The sequence below is a fragment of the Massilia sp. CFBP 13721 genome, assembly GCF_014842025.1.
In the GTDB taxonomy this organism is placed as follows: Bacteria; Pseudomonadota; Gammaproteobacteria; order Burkholderiales; family Burkholderiaceae_D; genus Telluria.
Genome location: NZ_JACYUY010000021.1, coordinates 1 through 20,105, shown reverse-complemented (window position 1 = coordinate 20,105; position 20,105 = coordinate 1). Strand labels below are relative to the sequence as shown.

General features: G+C 61.4%; 18 protein-coding genes. 6 read left to right on the top strand and 12 right to left on the bottom strand.

Translation table 11 applies throughout. The features are described from left to right. Nucleotides 1–33: 33 nt before the first annotated feature. Nucleotides 34–1,284, top strand: a complete 1,251-nt coding sequence (locus tag IFT60_RS18675) for a CaiB/BaiF CoA transferase family protein (RefSeq protein WP_192054339.1) — start codon at nt 34–36, stop codon at nt 1,282–1,284. 119 nt (nt 1,285–1,403) lie between these two features. Here IFT60_RS18675 and IFT60_RS18670 read toward each other — a convergent pair whose 3' ends face one another. The 10 genes from IFT60_RS18670 to IFT60_RS18625 form a co-directional block, all read right to left on the bottom strand. Further along, nucleotides 1,404–1,730, bottom strand: a complete 327-nt coding sequence (locus IFT60_RS18670; protein WP_192054337.1) for a hypothetical protein — start codon at nt 1,728–1,730, stop codon at nt 1,404–1,406. 80 nt (nt 1,731–1,810) lie between these two features. Then, nucleotides 1,811–2,317 (bottom strand): hypothetical protein, encoded by a 507-nt coding sequence (locus IFT60_RS18665; protein WP_192054335.1) that lies wholly within the window; start codon nt 2,315–2,317, stop codon nt 1,811–1,813. Between the two features lie 626 nt (nt 2,318–2,943). After that, nucleotides 2,944–3,711: a hypothetical protein gene (locus IFT60_RS18660; RefSeq protein WP_192054333.1), complete on the bottom strand. Its 768-nt coding sequence runs from the start codon at nt 3,709–3,711 to the stop codon at nt 2,944–2,946. 74 nt (nt 3,712–3,785) lie between these two features. Continuing rightward, nucleotides 3,786–5,219, bottom strand: coding sequence for a DUF2515 family protein (locus IFT60_RS18655; RefSeq protein WP_192054331.1), 1,434 nt, complete (start codon nt 5,217–5,219; stop codon nt 3,786–3,788). A 20-nt stretch (nt 5,220–5,239) separates the two neighbouring features. Further along, nucleotides 5,240–8,032: a type VI secretion system Vgr family protein gene (gene tssI, locus IFT60_RS18650; protein WP_192054329.1), complete on the bottom strand. Its 2,793-nt coding sequence runs from the start codon at nt 8,030–8,032 to the stop codon at nt 5,240–5,242. Between the two features lie 152 nt (nt 8,033–8,184). After that, complete coding sequence (locus tag IFT60_RS18645; RefSeq protein ID WP_192054327.1) at nt 8,185–9,402, bottom strand: MFS transporter; 1,218 nt, start codon at nt 9,400–9,402, stop codon at nt 8,185–8,187. Between the two features lie 233 nt (nt 9,403–9,635). Further along, nucleotides 9,636–10,505, bottom strand: a complete 870-nt coding sequence (locus IFT60_RS18640; RefSeq protein ID WP_192054505.1) for a hypothetical protein — start codon at nt 10,503–10,505, stop codon at nt 9,636–9,638. 14 nt (nt 10,506–10,519) lie between these two features. Further along, on the bottom strand, nt 10,520–11,308 hold the full coding sequence (locus IFT60_RS18635) for a hypothetical protein (protein WP_192054325.1): 789 nt from the start codon (nt 11,306–11,308) through the stop codon (nt 10,520–10,522). Further along, the gene (locus IFT60_RS18630; protein WP_192054323.1) at nt 11,298–11,813 is read right to left on the bottom strand and encodes a hypothetical protein; all 516 of its coding nucleotides are present in this window, start codon (nt 11,811–11,813) and stop codon (nt 11,298–11,300) included. Before IFT60_RS18630 ends, IFT60_RS18635 begins: the two co-directional genes overlap by 11 nt. Nucleotides 11,814–11,838: 25 nt before the next feature. Beyond that, the gene (locus IFT60_RS18625; RefSeq protein WP_192054321.1) at nt 11,839–12,129 is read right to left on the bottom strand and encodes a DnaJ domain-containing protein; all 291 of its coding nucleotides are present in this window, start codon (nt 12,127–12,129) and stop codon (nt 11,839–11,841) included. A 243-nt stretch (nt 12,130–12,372) separates the two neighbouring features. Between IFT60_RS18625 and IFT60_RS18620 the strand changes: the two genes are divergently transcribed. From IFT60_RS18620 to IFT60_RS18605, 4 genes are all read left to right on the top strand, one after another. Then, on the top strand, nt 12,373–14,127 hold the full coding sequence (locus IFT60_RS18620; protein ID WP_192054319.1) for a glutamine--tRNA ligase/YqeY domain fusion protein: 1,755 nt from the start codon (nt 12,373–12,375) through the stop codon (nt 14,125–14,127). Nucleotides 14,128–14,280: 153 nt separating this feature from the next. Further along, nucleotides 14,281–16,110, top strand: coding sequence for a CHASE domain-containing protein (locus IFT60_RS18615; RefSeq protein WP_192054317.1), 1,830 nt, complete (start codon nt 14,281–14,283; stop codon nt 16,108–16,110). A gap of 262 nt (nt 16,111–16,372) precedes the next feature. Continuing rightward, entirely contained in the window at nt 16,373–17,269 is an 897-nt protein-coding gene (locus tag IFT60_RS18610; protein WP_192054315.1) for a glycine-rich domain-containing protein, read from the top strand. Next, nucleotides 17,266–17,532: a hypothetical protein gene (locus IFT60_RS18605; RefSeq protein ID WP_192054313.1), complete on the top strand. Its 267-nt coding sequence runs from the start codon at nt 17,266–17,268 to the stop codon at nt 17,530–17,532. The genes IFT60_RS18610 and IFT60_RS18605 overlap by 4 nt, the downstream gene beginning before the upstream one ends. A gap of 45 nt (nt 17,533–17,577) precedes the next feature. Here IFT60_RS18605 and IFT60_RS18600 read toward each other — a convergent pair whose 3' ends face one another. Continuing rightward, complete coding sequence (locus IFT60_RS18600; protein WP_229510978.1) at nt 17,578–17,838, bottom strand: hypothetical protein; 261 nt, start codon at nt 17,836–17,838, stop codon at nt 17,578–17,580. A gap of 42 nt (nt 17,839–17,880) precedes the next feature. Further along, on the bottom strand, nt 17,881–18,774 hold the full coding sequence (locus IFT60_RS18595; protein WP_192054311.1) for a sugar nucleotide-binding protein: 894 nt from the start codon (nt 18,772–18,774) through the stop codon (nt 17,881–17,883). A gap of 41 nt (nt 18,775–18,815) precedes the next feature. Between IFT60_RS18595 and IFT60_RS18590 the strand changes: the two genes are divergently transcribed. After that, nucleotides 18,816–19,844, top strand: a complete 1,029-nt coding sequence (locus tag IFT60_RS18590) for a CDP-6-deoxy-delta-3,4-glucoseen reductase (RefSeq protein WP_192054309.1) — start codon at nt 18,816–18,818, stop codon at nt 19,842–19,844. The last annotated feature ends 261 nt before the right edge of the window (nt 19,845–20,105 follow it).

The window sequence follows — 20,105 nt, the reverse complement described above, 5'->3', positions numbered from 1 at the left end:
AATCGTCCCCTCGTCAACCTTGCCAGGAACACCATGACCGACACCGCCAACGTCAACGGCGCGCCCAAGGCGCTGGGCCATATCCGTGTGCTCGACCTGTCGCGCGTGCTGGCCGGCCCCTGGTGCGCGCAAAACCTGGCCGACCTCGGCGCCGACGTGATCAAGATCGAACGTCCCGGCTGCGGCGACGACACCCGCGCCTGGGGCCCGCCGTATGCGAAGGACGCCGAAGGCCGCGATACCGGCGAAGCAGCCTATTACTTGTCGGCCAACCGCGGCAAGCGCTCGGTGACGGTCGATATCGCCAGCCCCGAAGGGCAGGCGCTGATCCGCGAACTCGCCCGCCACGCGGACGTGGTGCTGGAAAACTACAAGGTCGGGCAGCTCAAACGCTACGGGCTCGATTACGCGTCGCTGAAAGCCGTCAAGCCGGACCTGGTCTACTGCTCGATCACCGGCTTCGGCCAGGACGGCCCGTACGCGCACCGCGCCGGCTACGACTTCCTGATCCAGGGTATGGGCGGCCTGATGTCGGTCACCGGCGAACGCGACGAACTGCCCGGCGGCGGCCCGCAAAAGGCCGGTGTGGCGCTGACCGACCTGATGACCGGCATGTATGCGACGATTGCCGTACTGGCGGCACTCACCCACCGCGACCGCAGCGGCGAAGGCCAGTACATCGACATGGCGCTGCTCGATACGCAAGTGGCGATGCTGGCCAACGTCGGCAGCAATTACCTCAACAGCGGCAAGGCGCCCAAACGCTGGGGCAATGCGCACGCCAACATCGTCCCCTACCAGACCTTCGCCTGCACCGACGGCCACATCATCGTCGCCGCCGGCAACGACGGCCAGTACCAGAAGTTCGTCGACGCCGGCGGCCGCCCGGAACTGGCAAGCGACCCGCGCTTCGCCACCAACCCGCAGCGTGTGGCCAACCGCGACGTGCTGGTGCCGCTGCTGGCCGAGATGGTCGCCACGCGCAATCGCGACGCATGGATCGCCGCGCTGGAAGCGGTCGGCGTGCCGTGCGGGCCGATCAACGACGTCGGCGAAGTCTTCGCCAACGAACAGGTGCAGGCGCGCGCCATGGCGGTCGACCTGCCGCATCCGTCGGCAGGCAAGGTGACGTTGGTGCGCAGCCCGATGAAAATGTCGGCCACGCCCGCGACCAGCGACAAGGCGCCGCCGCTGCTGGGCCAGCACACCGACGAAGTGCTGCGCGAGGTGCTGGGCAGGAGCGACGGCGAGATTGCGGCGCTCAGGTCGCGCGGGGTGGTGTAAGCGGCTGGCCGCTTGCGTGCTTGGTACGCCGGCATGCGTGCATGCCGGCGCGTCGTGCTCCGTGTCCGCCGGCCTGGCGCGTCCTGCGTCAAGGCCGGCATGACGGTTGGATGAACCGCTTAGTGCAGCTTGTGCTTGAAGTCGGACAGCTCGGCGTGCACGCGGGTGACAACCGCTTCCAGGTGCGCCGGCATCTGCGGCGACGAGCGGCTGATGCGCTTGGCCTCGTCGCCCATGTCCTCCAGGCTGTCGACACATTGCACGATCCGCGCCTCATCGTTCGACTGCATCACAGCGCTGGCCTGCTTCAATTCCCGTGAAATGCGCTCGATGCAATCGCGCATTTCCGGCGGCGTATCCTGCGACGCCCTGCAGGCCTGCTCGGCTTCGCCGATGGTTTGTTGCAGGTGGCTGTAGCGTTGCTGAATTTCGTTGGCTTGCAGCATGATGACCTCCTCAACATGAAGTGAGTGGGTTAGTTTAGCGCTGGATCAAAAAGGGGTGCGCGTTGTAGACAACTTGAGGCTCAGTCGCAGGCCTGACCTATTTCGCCGATCATCCAGCGTCGGTTGACAAACAAAAAATCAACGCCATGAACGCAGGCCTCATCCTTGAAATACTGCAGTGTGACCGTTTCGCCCTCATTACGAAGCGTGGCCTCCCACGCTTGCCCTTTCGCCATCACCTCATCAACAACTGCCCTACTCCGCTGTACTGTACTAATGATGGGATCAGCACCCGTCCCCTCAGCCCGCTGGCGTATCCTCGAGGGAAACATTTTCGTTATATAGACGACGTCTGCACCGTTATCTCGTGAACACAAGAGCACGTTAACTGCGTGCCACAACTGCTCAGCGCTTCTCACCTTGCTCATCAATAGCGTTTTTCGAAGCTTGTCGACCTCAACCGGGTGACAACTGTTTTCATAGCTTTCGCCGTGCATCATCAATCTTGGATAGCGCTCAGAAGGTTTCGCTGCGCATGGAACTGCGATTGATGCGGCAAATAATCCTGTAAGAGCCTGCTTCATCATCGACTGCCTCATAGGATTTGGCTCAGCAATGAAATTACTTGCTTTATGGGGAAGCGTAGTTTGCCAAGGTCAGATAGATAACCGATCTATTCGCTTCGTTACATCCAAAGCCATCAACTTGCCCCCCAGATTTCTTCAGTATGCCTCGCAGAGGATAGCACCTGGGCAAACTCGACAACTTCACGGACGTATTGCGGTATTGATTGAAAAGCGATCTGAATCTAGGTGTCAGCCATGGCCGGGCTGCCTCGGGCACAAGCCAGATTGTTCCTGCGTTCAGCTGAATGGGGACTGCCGAATGTATGGCTGGTGTGACTTCCGCAATCAATGTAACCTAATCAGTCGGCCCTGGAACCCCGCCTACGTGCTCTGGTGTCCCGAATACTTCCCACCTGATACTACTGATTGAATAATCAAGCAATACCAAATCCTTGAACTCGGCTACATTCCCCGACGACTTATTTCTGCCATCTGACTCACATCCAATTAACAATATTATCAGCAAGACGGCCAACTTCAAACAATGAAAATTATTTTTCATTAATTTATCTCAACTCAGACTTACCTTCCATTACATGAAAGTCGGCCAGCAAAGATCAACAATAGGCGAAATACTGGAAGCCACATTATTGACGTGGGATTATGCTATCTCCACGTGCTAACGCATTCTTCTCCAAGATGCTCACCCTAGACTTCATCTCGGCTACATACTCTAGATGTTTTTCAGTACTCTTCCACCCTTTTGCATCTCCCTGAGTCAATTCTTGACTTAAATTCTCTCGCTCTCTTTTTATTTTTAGATCAAGATCATCGAAATCCAGATCGATTGAGTAATCCAGTCCTCGGCCGAAATCATTATAGCTGACCGTTAATTTTGCTAACACGCCATCTCCGACCCATTCATAATTTTGCACTGAAGGCATCAGTTGCGCCCATTCTTGATCTGATAACTGATAATCTGGATCGAGTGCGCATGCACCTATCTGGGCCACTTCGCCCTTTTCATCCAGAATCGATGATCGACCTGTTACCGCTGGGCACAACCTATTAATATAACGTTGCCACTTTCCCTTTTTAAACTGCAATATGACTTTCCTTACAAACTCCTGTGCAGCCACATGCGTCTTGATTGCCCTGGTACTGACTTGCAAAGCAGCGGTATGAACAGATAGATTATTGTTGATTCTTTTATCTGCGTACATCGTTAAAGAAAAAGTAGGCGCAAGGGCAATTTCGTAGCCAGGTCGGGTGTAGCGCACAGGAACGTCAAGGGATAATCGATTCGCATCGTACATCATCAGCCCATCAATATTTTGAACAGAGAAACCTGCTGCACCGCTCGCTTTTGCCGTTGCCGCGATGTTTTTACCAATATCAATTTGCACTTCACGCATTGTCTTTCCTCCTGAAATTTGAACTAGGATCACAACACATATTCCTGCGAAAATTATAGAAACTACGTATCGCTTCATGCTGAGACCCAATGCAATATTTTCGATAACTCCCCATCCATATAGCTGCGGCGCGTGGACATCAAAAAATTAAATTGCTTTGCAATTTTACTTACAAATTCCATCCTATCATTCATATCAGGCAAACTTTGTCTTTCACCGATTAGCCGTTCCTTCATAGACGTTGGCGCGTCGAAAACGGTTTCAAGTTCGGGATCGCTGTTTTGTGGTGATGCACTATAAACAACCTTAAAATTCGGAGAAAGCCATCCATTCGTAAGCCGACTAAACCGATGATTGACGTCCATTGTCTTTTTTAGCAGAGAGTCATTATAGATTAGCGGCTGCAAGACATTAATCTGTTCCTGATTTGCGATGGATATGAGCTCTTTACGCTGGTGTTCGGCCTTTTTCTCTTTGGAGCGCTCAGAATATTCAGTCAAAATATGCTCGTAACTTTTTATAACTTCCGGAGTTACGGTAAAACGACGTAATTTAATTAAAGAAGCTATCGACGCGGCGTCATTTGCGATACGCGTTAACTCGCCGCGCTCTGCTTCCATGATGTAAAAGGCTTGCTTAAATTTTGCCCAATAAATACTTGATGGTGCTCGATAACCGTTATCGAATTCTTTTACGTGCGTTCTGCAATATGCACTTGCCTGGTATTCGAGCACACTGTACTGACCATACCCCGCTTGCGGTGACCAACTCGGTGGATGATCGAAGTACGCACGTGCTGTTTTGTATACAGGGTCGCTCCGCAGTCGTTCGCTGAGACGAGACATCCAACTTGGTCCGAATGGGAGCTCTTCAATGGCGCTTTTCGATGCCTTTTGATATGTTTCCCAATTCCGTTCCGGTGGTCCTGCCTCCAGCCGCTTTCTGCTCAGGCTTCCGCCTTTATTAATTCCAAATTCGAGAAAGAAAGAGTACCAAGGATAAATATCCATGAATAACCATAGATTTCCCTTTGCAAGTGCGCAATATGTTCTTAGCGCATGTTGATAGGGCGAATCGTCGGTCATCATCACGCTACCGACATCTGACATACTCGAGTTGCGAAATACACTCGCCAGATCCTTCCACTCGCGCTGAAGTACGTCTTCGCGAGTGAAGCGGTACGCTTCGACAATGTCTTTGACAACAAAGGCGGCCAGCGCCGGCCAGTAGAACTGCAGCTCACCATTCGATTTTTTGGTGCTTTCAAAATATAGATATGCGTAATGGCCAGCAATCCTTTTCGCTCTACGCTCAGGATCTTGGATCAAGTGATACCGCCCATCCTGATTATTCTTGTCGCTCACTGCGATCAGTGCTGCTTGCTGCGCATATGACCATAAATGCGGGTACTCGACCTTCGCATCGTGCTGCGACCCCTCCGTTGTGTTGGTTGTACACGTCCCGAGAACTTCGATTGACACACCCTTCTCTTCCATCTTGGCCATCATTCACCTTTATAGCAAGCTCACTATTTAATCCTGAATTCGGCATAGCGCAGGGCGTATTCGATGGGCTGCGCCTCTGGTGTAGATAAGCGATCCAACTCGCCGTCCGTCGGGGTGTTATTTACCAGACGCTGAGCTTCGTCTGACTTATTGATCACACGGAAAGGAATGTCTTCGATTGCGGTGCCATGCGCATCCATGTAGACGATTTGCTCGTCGTATTGTGCGGACTGCAATGGGCCTATGCTCTCGCTCGGTATCGTCGCCAAACGAGTAGGAAGCGGTTTTAGTTCAGCAGCAGCGTTGGCACGCTGATCAAAGACATGCTTCCCGCCCTTGACCGAAAACTTCCCCGGACAAGCAAACGTAATATTTCCGCCTTCCAGCGTTACCGCCGATTGCCCCGCCTGCAGCACGATCTTTTCCTTGGCCTTGATCTCGATGCAGTCATTCACCGAGATCACGGTGACCTCCTTGTTCGCCACGATCTCGAGTTGGTCCGTATGCGCCTGCAGGGATACCGGCCCATTTCCGGCAATTGCCTGGATGCCGCCACCATACGTAAACAGGCTGGCCGCATTGGCTGCAACCGACGACACCGTATGCGCCGCCGTCATGTGCAGGTCCGACTGCGCGGTCCAATTCAGCTGCTGGCCGGCGTATATGACGGTCGAGGCCGGCGTCGCCCAGTTGATGCTGGCTGCGGAGTCCATCAGCACGATGGCAGAGCCGAATTTTTCGACCGGCTGCTCGGCGTCGAACTCGCGTGATCCGCTTTTCGCCTTGAGCGCGGTCTGACCATTGACCGTGCCGGCATGCTTGCCCTTTTCCTTGGGGTCGATCTGCGCGATGAAGTCGGCTTGCGCCTTGGCTGCGTCCTTGCTGAACAGCGCCTGCTGCTGCGCCGCCGCGTCGCCCAGCGTGTTGCAGAGCGACTCGGCGCCCTTCAGCAGCGACACGGCTTCGTGCGCATCCATCTGCGTCGAGGTCACGCCGCAGCCCTGCTGCGAACGCGCGCTGGTCGACAGCAAGACGCCTTCGCCGCCGCGCACGACACCCCAGGCGTCGGTGCGCAGTTCGAAGCCGCTGCCCCGATAGGCGCCACGCTGGGCGGAGCCGGGCGACTGCTGGATCAGGTAGCCGAGGTTCAGTTGCGTGCTGGCCGTGCTGGTGGCGAGCCGCGTGCGCACCTGGCCGGCGGTGTCGTCGAGTTGCCACTGGTTGTAGCCGCCGCCGTCGAAGTTGTGGCTGTGGATGCCGGACAGGGTGCCTACGTGATTCACGCTCGAATCAACGCCGGCGGAGAATGGCGGCAGGTCGGCGCCGGTGAAGAGCTGGGCTACGATGACGGGGCGGTCGATGTCGCCTTCGATGAAGTCGACCAGCACTTCGGTGCCGAGACGTGGCGTGAACAGCGTGCCCCAGTTGGGGCCGGCCAAGGCTTCGGCCACGCGCACCCAGGTGCCGGAGCGTTCGTCGCCGGGCGCGCAGCCCTTGTCGTCGGTGTCGTGCGCCAGGCCGCAGGCGTTCGGACGGCTCCCGCGCTGCCAGGCGAACTGGATGCGCACCTGGTGGTCGCGCGTAGTGGTGGCGACCGAATCAGCAAGACCGACAACCAGCGCGCATTGCGCGCCGGGTGCGGTGATCGTGTGTGGTGCGGCGGTCAGCGCCGGGACGATGGCGACCGTGTCGCGCGCGCAGCCGAAGCTGTTGCGGTAGGTGCCGCGTTCGATGCCGCCGCGTGCGGTCTGGGCGATGCCGGTATCGAAGTTGTTGCGCGCTTCGTGGCGCACCCACAGAACCTTAAATGCGTTCTCGCCAGCGGGATAGCGGCTATGCTGGGTCAGCTGAAAGGTATATCCCGCAGCGAGTCTGCGTGCGGCGCCGCTGCCTTCGAAGACCTTGTTGTAGAACTCCAGCGCCTGCAGCATCAATTCGCTGTGCGTGTCGGCGGCGTCGCGCGAACTGGCGATGCGTTCGCCGCTGCCGTCGAACAGCCACAGGGTCGGCACATCGCCCGCATCCAGGTTCGAGCGCTGCTCGCACCCTGGGGCCACCAGTTGCGCCGGGTCCCAGCTGCTGATGGCGACGGCATTCGCGGCAAGCTTGCGGCGGGCGCTGAAGCCGTTGATGGCGTCGTCGCGTTCGGTGGCGCGCACGCCGTGGAAGCGGATGACGTCGCCGCCGGGTGTGGTGGGCGCAATGGCGCGGCTGTCGAAAATGATGAGACGATGCCTACCTGCCGGTTCGTGTTCGAAGCGCCAGCTGAGGCCTTCGGAAGCCAGCAGGCGGATAAGGAATTCGAGGTCGCTTTCGCGGTATTGGGTGCAGATGGCGCGTGCCGGCAGGTCTTGCGTGATGTCGAAGTCGAAAGCGATTTGCGGGTAATCGGCCAGCAGTTCGGTGACGATCTCGCGCGCGTTCTTGTCCTGGAAGATGTAGCTGTCGCGGCGCAGGGCCAGCAGCGCCAGTGCCGGTTCCAGGCGCAGGCGGTAGCGCGCAACGCCGCCGTCGGCGCCGAGCCAGGCGGCGTCGGTACACAAGCCGTGCCAGGTGCGTCTGCTGCCGTCGGGTTGCAGCAGGCCGAGCGTCAACGCTTCGCCGATAAAGGCGTCGATGTCGAGGTCGGCCGAGGTGCTGAGCGCATCGACGTCGAAGCGGAACAGTTCGTTGACCGCCTCGCGGCCGGTAAACGCTTCGGCGGCCAGCGCTTCGGGCAGGTCGCTGTCCTGGCTGCTGGTGAGGGTGATGAGCCGTGCGTGCTGGGAAAGGCCTGTGCCGAACAGGCCGAGGGAAGAAACGCCGGGCGCGTTCATGCTGTCGCCGCCCTGAGTAGCAATGCCATCCGCATGACTCCTTGATCTAACGAATCAACGGCAAGCTGGATGCTTACCAATCGTCAATGCTACCGGAGGGAAAGATGGCGATGCGGTGTGCAGGTATGACCTGCATCAAAGGTCAGCTGACTTCAGCCAGGCGGCGCGGGAGTGACCGGTTCCAGCGGCGCCAGGCTGCGCAGGCGCAATGCGATCAGCATGGCGCCTGCCAGGACCAAGCCCAGCAGGCCGACCACGCCGGGCCAGCCGCCGTGCTCCCACATGTAGCCGCCGAACCAGCCGACCACGCTTGATCCGAGGTAATAGAAGAACAGGTACAGCGCCGAGGCCAGGGCTTGCGGTGCGCGCGCGCGGCGGCCGACCCAACTGCTGGCGACCGAGTGGGTAGCGAAGAAGCCGAAGGTGTACAGGCCGACGCCGGCCACGACCGCCGGCAGGTTTCCAAACAGCGTCAGCAACAGCCCGGCGAACATCACCGACATCACCAGCCACAGCACGTTGCGCCGGCCCAGGCGGTCGGCCAGGCGGCCGGCCCAGACCGAACTGAAGATGCCGAGCAGGTACAGCACCGACAAGGCGCCGACCGCGCTCGGACGCAGGCCGAATTCGGGGCCGAGCAGGCGGTAGCCGATGTAGTTGTACAGGCTCACGAATGAACCCATCAGCAGGAAGGACAAGGCGAACAACCACGGCAAACCCGCGTCGCGCGCGTGGCGGCGCAAGCCCTCGACCAGGCCGGTAAAACCGCCCTGCCCCGGCCGGAAGCGTTTCGAGCCCGGCAGGCTGCGCCAGAATTCCCAGGCCGCATACAGCCCGGCCGCACCGAGCACGGCCAGCGCCGCGCGCCACGACCAGAAGTCGCTGATCACCGACGCCAGCACGCGCCCGAACATGCCGCCGAAGGCGCTGCCGCTGATGTACATGCCCATCGCCAGTCCGAGCGAGCTGCCTTCGATTTCTTCGCTCAGGTAGGCCATCGCCACGGCCGGCATCCCGCCCAGCATGAAGCCGAGCAGCGCGCGCAGCAGCAGGAGCTGGGTGTAGTCGCTGGTGAAGGCGGCGAGCAGCGTGAGCAGGCCGCCGCTGAACATGGAGGCGGCCATCAGCGGCTTGCGGCCGAAGCGTTCGGACAGCACGCTCGAGACCAGCAGCGAGATCGCCAGCGCGGCGGTGGAGATCGACAGGGCCAGGCTGCTTTGCGCGGGTGTGAGGGCGAAGTCGCGTGCCAGCAGCGGCATCAACGGCTGGACGCTGTAGAGCAGCGCGAAGGTGGAGAAGCCACCGAAGGCCATGGCGCGGTTGATGCGTTTGAAGTCGGCGCTGCCGGCGGCGATGGCGGGAGAAGACATGGAGATGGTGTGGAACTGGACTGCCAATGATAGCGAAAAACGGGAGGGGGCGTTGGCGGGAGCGGTTTTTCCGGCGGCGTGTTGACGATGATGCGGGCGTGCGTTGAACGCGTGGGCGGGGGACCCGCCCACCTTACGTCGCCCAATTAAAGGTAAAAGGGATGCACACGTCCGCGTGGGCACAGGGTCCTGCGCGGCCCGGCCCACCCTACGACAAACGTGTTCAACGCCCTTTACGGATACTCGGTATCCAGTTCCGACCCCGCATAGTTCTCCAGCTCGGCGATGAGCTGGGTCATCGGCGCCTTGGTGCGGATGCTTTGCAGGACCGTGCAGTGCTCGCGGTAGGTTTGCACGCGCTCGGCGATGATGGCGCGGTGCGGCGCCGGCACCTTGTCGAGGAAGGCGGCCCAGCCTGTCTCGTAGTCGGGATTGTTCTTGCGGACCGCTTTCACGAAGCGCTCGAAGTCCTTCTGGCCGGCGCGGGCGTGGATGGTGCCGCCGTCCACCGCGAAGATCACCGCCAGCGCGATCACGCCTTCGGCATTCAGGTCGGGATCGTTGACCGGGCCTTCGTAGTGGTTCTTGCGCAGCCATTTGGCGGCGTCGACGATCGCCTGAACGCTTTCGCGCTGGCGCACCTGGCCCAGGTAGCGCTCGTAGCCGCTCCAGGATTCGCCCGGGTCGGCGGTGCAGATGTCGACGAACAGTTCCTTCAGGCGCCGCCCCGCATACACCGGGTCGCTGTCGTATTCGCCGACCAGGCTGTCCTCGGGCAGGGCCGCCAGTTCGCGGATCATGCGGAAGCCCGCCTGGAACACGTACTCGGCGCCGTCCGTAATGAGGATGTCGAGCGCGGTCTCGTCACTGTCGTCGTCGCACAGGTGCTCGAGGCCGAGCGACATGCCGCCGACGGTAAGCAGCAGCGCGCGCTGGATGCCTTCGGCGGTGCGGTCGTTGGTGAACTTCTCGGCCACCATGGCGGTGATCGACGCGAGTTCGTCGGCCAGGCCGATCGCTTCGTCGGCGTCGGCCTGGGTCGGCAGCAGCTTGATCGCGCGCACCAGGCGCGGCAGCTTTTCAATGACGATTGCGGGCAGCATCGATGGGGTTCCGCTCACGAGAAGATGTCCGAACCGATGCTCTTGCGCGTGCTGCGCCGTGGCGTGCTGCGCACCGACGGCACCTGCTTGCGCAGGCGGTACAGCAGGTCGCGCGTGCTGCGCTGCTGGAAGTCCGGGTCTTCGTCCGGATCGTCCGGGAACTCGGCCTCGGCCATCTCGTTGCTGTGCCTGAATTCCGGGAACAGCTCGATCAGCGAACGCTCCCAGCCGTCTTCGCTGGCCTTGGCCAGGTCGATCGCCAGCGGAATGATGTCGCTGTCGGACGAGGTCTGGCCGGTCACGTAGCGGCCTTTCAGGTTGATTTCGCCGGCCACTTCCATGATCTCCTTCGGCGCCAGCGACCACAGGATGGCGAACACGGTGGCGCCATGGTCGGTGGCCGAAGCCTCCTGCAACAGCTCGTGGCGGCGGTCTTCGTCGTCGGTGGCGTAGACCACGCCATGCACGTGGTTGAACAGGCCTTCGGCGATGCGCTCGGGGTCGTCCTCGATCATGTTGTCGGGCCAGGTCGCGGCCATGTAGGCCAGGCTGTCGGCCCAGGCCTTCGGCGGCACCAGCATGGTCGCCAGCGAGGTCTTGGCGCCGTCGAAGCCGGCCAGGTGCAGGGCCGTCACTTGCGGCGGCAGGGTCGAGAGCACTTCGGCCACGGCGTAGTCGCCGTGCTCGTCGGCCGCCTGCGAGAACGCCTCCTCGGCGTGTCCCAGCGAGCCGGCCAGCACCAGTTCGCTGACCTGGCGGGTCAGCGCCGGCAGGTTGGCATTGTCATTACGATCATCGCTCATTCGCGTCTCCCTCGCCATCGAAGATACCGGTGAAGTCATCCGACACCATGCCCTCTTCCTCGTCCTCGTCGTCGCCTTCGTCGTTCTTGCCGAGCTGCTCGAGCGACTGGTCGTCGTCTTCCCAGCGCTGCTGGTGCTTGTAGAGGAAGGCGGTGATGATCGCCTGGCGCGCCAGCTCGGGGTGGTTTTCCGTCATCGACGCATACATGGCCGCGCCGTCCCCGCCCGTGCACTCGGCCATGGCGAACACGTTGGCCGGGTCGTCACCCTCGTAGTCGGCCGCTTCGCGCAGCAGGCCCTTCGGGTCCGTGAACTTGATCTTGTCGACCAGGGCGAAGGCCATCAGGTTGACGTCGTCGATGCCCGATCCGCCTGCATACTCGGACACCAGGGCGTCGACCATCATCTGGTAGTTTTTCTTGTTCGGCGGGTCGCCCAGCGTGCCGTCGATCTGGCCTTCCAGCTCGCGCGACTGGTAGGCGAATTCGGGATGTACTCGTTTCATGTGTTGTCCTGTAATGGGGAAGAGCTCAAACCTGCAGCGTCACGCCGTTGAGCGCGAACAGCGAGTGCCACAGCTCGAAGGCTTCGGCTTCGGCGTCGAGCACGATGCGGTGGTTCACGCTCTGGTTGTATTCGTCGCGCTTGGCGGCGTCCGACAGGATCTCGTAGGCCTTGGTGACGGCCTTGAAGCGCGCTTCCGCGCCCGGCGCCTGGTTGCGGTCGGGGTGGTAGCGCATCGCTAGCGAGCGGTAGACCTTCTTGATCTCTTCGTCGCTGGCATTCGGCGCGACGCCGAGGATCGCGTATAAATTTTCCACTTTGGAACTCTCCGGCTGGGTGCCGCCTGGACGGCAAAACGAGATTATCCTATAGAAAACGCCAACGTGACAGCGAGGGCGGGAACCGGGCAAGCTTCCTGCGCACCCTTGTAGACGGGCATGGTGTCCCGAGTATGATCCCTGCATGGCAAGCGAACCGTGCGCTCCACCACATAGCCAGCCCCGGGCCCCGGCGTCGTACGGTAAAATGCCGCTTAACTTTACCTATCCAAAACACCATTCATGAGCAACGACAAGAACAAGGCGGCGGTGGCACCCGTGCCTTCGTCTAATTTCCTGCGCGCCATCATCGACAACGACCTGGCGGCGGGCACCCACACGCGCGAAGGCATGCCTTCGGTCATCACCCGCTTCCCGCCGGAGCCGAACGGCTACCTGCACATCGGCCACGCCAAATCGATCTGCCTGAACTTCGGCCTGGCGCGCGATTACGCCGGCCGCTGCCACCTGCGTTTCGACGACACCAATCCCGAAAAGGAAGACCAGGAATACGTCGACACCATCATGGACAGCGTCAAGTGGCTCGGCTTTTCGTGGGAGCAAGGCGGCGAGGAATACCTGCATTACGCCAGCGACTATTTCGACACGCTGTACGCGATCGCCGAATACCTGATCCAGCAAGGCTATGCCTACGTCGACAGCCAGAGCGCCGAAGACATGGCGAAAAACCGCGGCAATTTCGGCACGCCCGGCACCAACTCGCCCTTCCGCAACCGTCCGGTCGAAGAATCGCTGCAGCTGTTCCGCGACATGAAAGCCGGCAAGTACAAGGACGGCGAACACATCCTGCGCGCCAAGATGAGCGAAGACGCGATGTCCTCGCCCAACATGACCAACCGCGATCCGGCCCTGTACCGCATCCGCCATGCGCACCACCACCGCACCGGCGACGACTGGTGCATCTACCCGATGTACGATTTCACGCACCCGCTGTCGGATGCGCTCGAATCGATCACCCATTCGATCTGCACGCTCGAGTTCCAGGACCACCGCCCGTTCTACGACTGGCTGGTGGCTACCGCGACCGAAGGCGGCTTCTTCACGCCGCCGGTGCCGCGCCAGTACGAAATGTCGCGCCTGAACCTGACGTATGTGGTCATGTCCAAGCGCAAGCTGCGCCAGCTGGTCGACGAAGGCATCGTCTCCGGCTGGGACGACCCGCGCATGCCGACCATCGTCGGCCTGCGCCGGCGCGGTTATACGCCGGAATCGATCCAGCTGTTCAGCGAACGCATCGGCGTTTCCAAATCGGATGGCTGGATCGACATGAGCACGCTCGAAGGCGCGCTGCGCGATGACCTCGACCCGAAGGCGCCGCGCGCGATCGCCGTGCTGCGCCCATTAAAACTGATCGTCGACAATTTCCCTGAAGGCGAAGCGCATCCGTGCACCTCGCCGGTCCACCCGCACCATCCGGAGATGGGTGTGCGCAGCTTCCCGTTCACGCGCGAACTGTGGATCGAGCAGGAAGACTTCATGGAAGTCCCGACCAAGGGTTACTTCCGCTTCACCCCGCCGGTGGGCGAGCAGCCGGGCAGCCGCGTGCGCCTCAAGTACGGCTACGTAGTGGAATGCACCGGCTTCGACAAGGACGACAACGGTAAAGTGACCGCCGTCCACGTGAAATATTTCGAGGATTCGAAATCGGGCACGCCGGGCGCCGACAACTACAAGGTCAAGGGCAACATCACCTGGGTCAGCGCCGCCTCGGCGCTGGAAGCCGAAGTGCGCCTGTACGACCGCCTGTTCCTCGATGCGCATCCGGACGCCGGCGGCAAGGATTTCAAGGCCCTGCTCAATCCGAACGCGCTGGAAACCATCACCGCCTACCTCGAGCCGGGCATGGCGGCGGCGCTGCCCGAGCAACGCTTCCAGTTCGAGCGCCACGGGTATTTCGTGGCCGACCAGGTCGACTCGAAGCCGGGCAAACCGGTGTTCAACCGGGTGACCACGCTCAAGGATAGCTGGGCCAAGTAAGCCATCCGATCCCGCTCCGATGTTCGCAGCGGGATTTTTTTTATCGGCCACGCTTTCCCCATGCGCGCAACTCGCAGAAATGACAGGTTTCAGCCGGTCCGGTCTGCGCGATTCTGATGCAAATCAAATAGAGGATCTGGAACTGGATTTGACATGGGGATCAAGGCCAAGTGGGTCACGAAGATCAACGCGATCAAGCCCGGTTCCTGGTTGAGTGCGCTGCTGTCGCTCAGTGTCGGTGTCGGCCTGCACGTCAGCACGACGCAGGCGATCGAGAACGACGCCCAGACGCGTTTCGACTATATGGCGCGCAACGTCCAGACCATGCTCGACGCGCGTATCAAGACCTATGCCGACCTACTGCGCGGGACGGCCAGCCTGTTCCTGACAGGCGACAAGGTTACACGCGATGAGTTCCGCCGCTATGTTGCCGGCCTCGATCTGCCTAATCAGTTCCCCGGCATCCAGACGATCAACTTCGCCCACTATTTCACTGATGCCGAACGCGACCGCTTCGAAGCAGAGATGTTGCAAGACATCGACGGACGCGGGCGCACTGCGAGGATCGTGCCGCAGGGCCGGCGTGCCGAATACACGGTGCTGAGTTTTGTGGAACCGGGCATCACCTGGGTCGATCGGGTCGGCTTCGACATGCAGGCAAAGCCACGCGGTGGCGCGGTCCTCGCGCAGGCGCGCGACACAGGCGAACTGGTGACGACAGGCGCCCCGGTGAAGACCGGATCGGTCGTGATGGGACTGGCGATGCGCCTGCCGGTGTACAGCATCCCTGCTCCCTTCCCGGATCGGACCCAACGCCGCGCCGCTTACCTCGGTACTGTCGGGATGGGATTCAGCGTCGACAGCCTGGCCCACGGCGTACTCGACAACATGCCGAAAAACGCCACGCGGCTGGTGATTTCCGGAATGGCACCTTCTGACGAACCCGGCAACGAGAACGGCTACCGCCGGACCGTCTTTTTCGATAATCGCCCCGGCTTGTCCCGCGACGAGGATGCCGAGTTCCGTGCATTGTTGCCGGTGGGCGTAGGCGGGCGCGGCTGGGACATCGAATTCACGGTGAAAAAGCGTAGCCTGTATTCCCAGATCGACAGCGTCCTCCCCTGGGTGGCAATGCTGGCCGGGACGATTGGCACCGCGCTGTTGTCCGCCCTGTTCCAGACGCTCAGCTCGTCACGCCGGCGCGCCATTGGCCTGGCAGAGGAGATGACAGGCGAGTTGCGCGCCAGCGAAGCGAAACTGCGGAAAACCAACGACAACCTGCGGCGCCTGGCAGCGCACGCGGAAAGCATCAAGGAAAGCGAACGCAAACGCATTGCGCGCGAGATCCACGACGACCTCGGCCAGAATCTGCTGGCGCTGCGCATCGAGGTCGATTTGCTGGCATCGCGTACCAGCGTTCGCCATCCGAAGCTGCACGCGCGCGCGCGCTGGATGCTCGAGCAAATCGACGCCACCATCAAGAGCGTGCGCCAGATTATCAATGACCTGCGCCCGAACGTGCTCGACCTGGGCCTGACGGCGGCGGTCGACTGGCAGATCACCGAATTCCAGCGGCGCACGGGTGTGGTCTGCGAGCTGGTGTCGGACAACCACGACCTGCACGTCAGCGACCGGTGCGCGACGACGCTGTTTCGCATCCTGCAGGAATCGCTCACCAATGTGTCGCGCCATGCCCGCGCCACATTGGTCCGGGTCGAGCTCGCCGTCGATTCCGAATCGATCGCGATGACCGTCAGCGACAACGGCATCGGCCTGACCAAGGCCGGTGGGCAAAAGCCCGGGTCCTTCGGTCTCGTCGGGATCGAGGAACGCGTCAAGATCCTGGGCGGTAAATGCATCATCACCAGTGGCCCGCATCTCGGCACGACCATCCACGTTTCGATCCCCGCAGCCAATAACCTCCTCTCGGTCACCTCCGTACCGGCCCCTGCGGCCCTCGCCCCAGCCTTCAACCAGACGTAAGCACGGCCGCTCCGATCTTGTAGGCCTACTACCCGTGAGCTTGTAGGCGAATTTGCGACAAAATTTAGTTGACCTTACTCAACTTGCGCAAAATCAACGATTTCCGGACGCTTGAGGCAGACAATTCATATCACTGCAACGCCTCAATACCAACGAAAAGACCAGCCGGAGGAGGACTCGTCATTCGCCAGCACCATGCCATTGATCGTCGGACCCCAACTTTCAAATAAACGATGTAGCAGCCAAAACTAAAGGACATATCATGATCTCGAATAACGACTTCGCCCTCATCGCCGCTCTGGATTTGAACCCGATCAAAACGAAGCTGATGCACAAGGAATCCGGCGAAGGTTGGTCCCTGGAACGGGCCAACGCGATCGAAACCGAATATCGCCGCTTCCTGTACTTGATGAAGGTGTATCCGCACGGGGAAAAAGCACCGCTCGTGGATGTCGACACTTTCTGGCACTACCACATCCTCGACACAATGAAATACGCCCGCGATTGCGAGCGGATCTTTGGCCACTTCCTGCACCATGATCCGTCCTTTGGCTTGACAAGCGAGAATGGTGTGGAAATGCAACAGCAAGCGGGCGAGCGCATGCGCGAGGTGTATGAGTCCACTTTCGGCCTGTCGTATGTCCGCCCGCTGAGGAACGACGACGCACCGGAAGCTGCCGATGTGCAAACGGCATGTACCCCCGCCATGCCCCAGGCAGCCAACTCGGCCTGGTGTGTCGTCCCGGGCGACAGGGCAGCCAAGGTCACGACTTCCTGGTGCGTTGTCCCGGGCATCAAGGCCGCCGATGCCAAGAGCGCCTGGTGCGTCGTCCCGGGCATCAAGGCAGCCGATGCCAAGACCGCCTGGTGCGTCGTTCCGGGAATCAAGGCAGCCGACGTCAAGACGGCGTGGTGCGTCGTCCCGGGCATCAAGGCAGCCGATGCCAAAACTGCCTGGTGTGTCGTCCCTGGCATCAAGGCAGCCGATGCCAAAACTGCCTGGTGTGTCGTCCCTGGCATCAAGGCAGCCGATGCCAAGTCCGCCTGGTGCGTCGTCCCGGGCATCAAGGCAGCCGATGCCGAAACCGCCTGGTGCGTCGTCCCGGGCATCAAGGCAGCCGATGTCCAGACCGCCGCGGACGTCGTCCAGGTGGCTTGATCCTCTCCTGTTACGGCCGCCAGGCGCAGCATGCGCCTGGCGCCGGCAAGTCGCTCTGCCGGGCCGGTAATGCCACGACCGTCCCGCATCTGCAGCAGCAGGCGGGCGGGCGCATGCGCGAGTTGTATGAGTCGACGTTCGAGGTACCGTACCCGCAGGCAGCCGAGCACCCTGCCGCCTGGTGCATCGGCCCGGACATCGTCAAGGCAGGCGAGGCGCAAACCGCCTGGTGCACCGGCCCGACCATCGGCAAGTCGGCCTGACAGGAAGCACGTCCCGCCCGGGCCTTCCGCGGCGGGATTGAGCGGTCAGTCTTTCTTCTGGCGCGCCCGCAATTGCTGCCTTCCCTGCGTCTGCGTCTTGTTGCGCTTGCTTTCATACAGCGCCGTCGCCTCCTTCTTCGCCTGCTCGACCGTACGCATCGCCTCATGGTCGTCGTGCGCCACGAAATAATCGTTCGCCTGTGCATCCACGACCAGCTTGATGGCGGCTTCGTCGTCGAGGTCGTAGATTTCGGTCAGCAGGGTCGTCACTTCGTCGAGGAAGGCTTCGTAGGTCAGGGTCGTCATGGGAGTGGCTCTTCGTAAAATGCTTTTGGGAGGGGCGCTATTCTACAGCGCCCATTGCGCCAGCGCCTGCTGCACGTCCGGATAGCGCAGGCGCACGCCCAGCTCGCGCAACAAGCGCGTGTTGTCGAGGCGGCGCGATTCCGACATATACGACAGCAGCACCGGCGACACCACTTCGCGCAGGTCGGCGCGCGCCAGGCGCGGCGGGCGCGGCAACCCGGCGGCATCGGCGACGGCATCGAAATAATCGGCCATCTTCAGCCGGGTGTCGTCGGCCGCATGATAAACCCGCCCGGGCCGCGCGCGAAACAGCGCCAGCGCGACGATGCGCGCCAGGTCGTCGGCCTGGATGTGGTTCGTATACACGTCGTCCTCCGCGCGCAGCGCCGGCGTGCCTTCGCGCAGGCGTTTCAGGGGCAAGCGCTCGATTGCGTAGATGCCGGGCACGCGCAGGATGGCGACGCTGCCGCCGCTGCGCCGGGCCCAGCCGCGCAGCACGCGTTCGGCGTCGACGCGGCGCGCGGCGCGTGCATTTTTCGGCGCCACCGTGCGCGTTTCGTCGATCAGCGCCCCGCCGCAATCGCCATACACCCCGCTCGTACTCACATACACGAGGTGTGCCCCCGCGGGTAGAATGGCGGTCACATTGCGGGTGCGCACGTCGAGCATGCCTTCGGGCCGCGGCGGCGCCAGGTGCACCACGTACGGCGCCAGGCCGCGCAGGCGCGCCAGGCTGGCCGGCTGGTCGAGGTCGGCCAGGACCGGCACCGCCCCGGCGGCGCGGATGGCCGCGGCGTGTTCCGAATCGTGCTCCGACCCGCGCGTGACAGCAAAGACGCGAAAGCGCGCAGCCAGCAGCGGCAGCAGGCGCATGCCGACGTCGCCGCAGCCGATCAGGAGCAGGCGCGGACGTCCAATGCGATGCGTGCAGTTCATATTGCGCAGTTCATATTGTTTGAATTCATTTTGAGGATTGTATGACGTTCCAGATCACTGTCCAGCCCAGCGGCACCCAATTTGCCTGCGAGGCCGACGAAACCGTGCTGGCGGCCGCGATTCGCGCCGGCGTCGGCCTGCCCTACGGCTGCAAGAACGGCGCCTGCGGTTCCTGCAAGGGCAAGGTCGTCGACGGCGCGGTGACGCACAAGCCGCACCAGGCGCGCGCCCTCTCCGAGCAGGAAAAATTGAAAGGCATGTCGCTGTTCTGCTGCGCGCTGCCCGAGGGCGACGTCGTCATCGAAGCGCGCGAGATCGGCGGCAGCAGCGATTACCCGATCCGCAAGATGCCGACCCGGGTGGCCTCGATCACGCGCGCCGCGCCGGACGTGGCGGTCGTCACGCTGCAGCTGCCGGCCAACGAAGCGCTGGCCTACCGCGCCGGTCAGTACATCGAATTCCTCCTAAAAGACGGCAAGCGCCGCGCCTACAGCCTGGCGTGCGCGCCGAGCCTCGAGCGTCCGCTGGAACTGCACATTCGCCACCTGGCCGGCGGCCTGTTCACCGATCACGTCTTCGGCGCCATGAAGGAACGCGACATCCTGCGCTTCGAGGGACCGCTGGGCACCTTCTTCCTGCGCGAAGAATCCGACAAGCCGATCGTGCTGCTGGCCTCGGGCACCGGTTTCGCGCCGGTGAAAGCCCTGGTCGAACACCTGATGCACCTGAAGTCGACCCGCAAGGTCGTCCTGTACTGGGGCGGACGCCGTCCGCAAGACCTGTACATGGACGAACTGTGCCAGGCCTGGACTACCACCATGCCCGACTTCACCTATGTGCCGGTGGTATCCGACGCCTTGCCGGAAGACGGCTGGACTGGCCGCAGCGGCTACGTGCACGCGGCGGTGATGCAGGATATGCCCGACCTCTCCGGCTGGCAGGTGTATGCCTGTGGCGCGCCGGTGATGGTCGATGCGGCACGCAGCGAGTACGTGGCGCAGTGCGGCTTGCCGGCGGAGGAGTTTTATGCGGATGCGTTTACGACCGAGGCGGACCTGGCCGCGGAATGATGTTGTTGTGGGGTGGACGGATTTTCCGTCCACGCGTCGATTGCGAACGGCTCCGATTGCGTGCGGGATGATCTTGCCGCCAACAATCCGGCCGCGGAATAATGGGTAGGGTGGGCGCCCTGTGCCCACGCGTAAAGCATGCGTTACGTTGGCTATCCATGGTAACTTTGCTCACAGGTCCGCGTGGGCACGGGTGAAGTGACCCCACAAAGTTGGACAGTTGCGCTTATGCTGCTGCCAATTGCTGAGTCCTGAATTGTA

Excerpts from the sequence above, each read along its gene's own strand:
- IFT60_RS18645 (WP_192054327.1), bottom strand. The coding sequence starts at position 9,402 with ATGTCTTCTCCCGCCATCGCCGCCGGCAGCGCCGACTTCAAACGCATC.
- IFT60_RS18670 (WP_192054337.1), bottom strand. The coding sequence starts at position 1,730 with ATGCTGCAAGCCAACGAAATTCAGCAACGCTACAGCCACCTGCAACAA.
- tssI (WP_192054329.1), bottom strand. The coding sequence starts at position 8,032 with ATGAACGCGCCCGGCGTTTCTTCCCTCGGCCTGTTCGGCACAGGCCTT.
- IFT60_RS18615 (WP_192054317.1), top strand. The coding sequence starts at position 14,281 with ATGGGGATCAAGGCCAAGTGGGTCACGAAGATCAACGCGATCAAGCCC.
- IFT60_RS18665 (WP_192054335.1), bottom strand. The coding sequence starts at position 2,317 with ATGATGAAGCAGGCTCTTACAGGATTATTTGCCGCATCAATCGCAGTT.
- IFT60_RS18655 (WP_192054331.1), bottom strand. The coding sequence starts at position 5,219 with ATGATGGCCAAGATGGAAGAGAAGGGTGTGTCAATCGAAGTTCTCGGG.
- IFT60_RS18600 (WP_229510978.1), bottom strand. The coding sequence starts at position 17,838 with ATGACGACCCTGACCTACGAAGCCTTCCTCGACGAAGTGACGACCCTG.
- IFT60_RS18620 (WP_192054319.1), top strand. The coding sequence starts at position 12,373 with ATGAGCAACGACAAGAACAAGGCGGCGGTGGCACCCGTGCCTTCGTCT.
- IFT60_RS18610 (WP_192054315.1), top strand. The coding sequence starts at position 16,373 with ATGATCTCGAATAACGACTTCGCCCTCATCGCCGCTCTGGATTTGAAC.
- IFT60_RS18590 (WP_192054309.1), top strand. The coding sequence starts at position 18,816 with ATGACGTTCCAGATCACTGTCCAGCCCAGCGGCACCCAATTTGCCTGC.
- IFT60_RS18640 (WP_192054505.1), bottom strand. The coding sequence starts at position 10,505 with ATGCTGCCCGCAATCGTCATTGAAAAGCTGCCGCGCCTGGTGCGCGCG.
- IFT60_RS18595 (WP_192054311.1), bottom strand. The coding sequence starts at position 18,774 with ATGAACTGCACGCATCGCATTGGACGTCCGCGCCTGCTCCTGATCGGC.
- IFT60_RS18630 (WP_192054323.1), bottom strand. The coding sequence starts at position 11,813 with ATGAAACGAGTACATCCCGAATTCGCCTACCAGTCGCGCGAGCTGGAA.
- IFT60_RS18660 (WP_192054333.1), bottom strand. The coding sequence starts at position 3,711 with ATGCGTGAAGTGCAAATTGATATTGGTAAAAACATCGCGGCAACGGCA.
- IFT60_RS18675 (WP_192054339.1), top strand. The coding sequence starts at position 34 with ATGACCGACACCGCCAACGTCAACGGCGCGCCCAAGGCGCTGGGCCAT.
- IFT60_RS18635 (WP_192054325.1), bottom strand. The coding sequence starts at position 11,308 with ATGAGCGATGATCGTAATGACAATGCCAACCTGCCGGCGCTGACCCGC.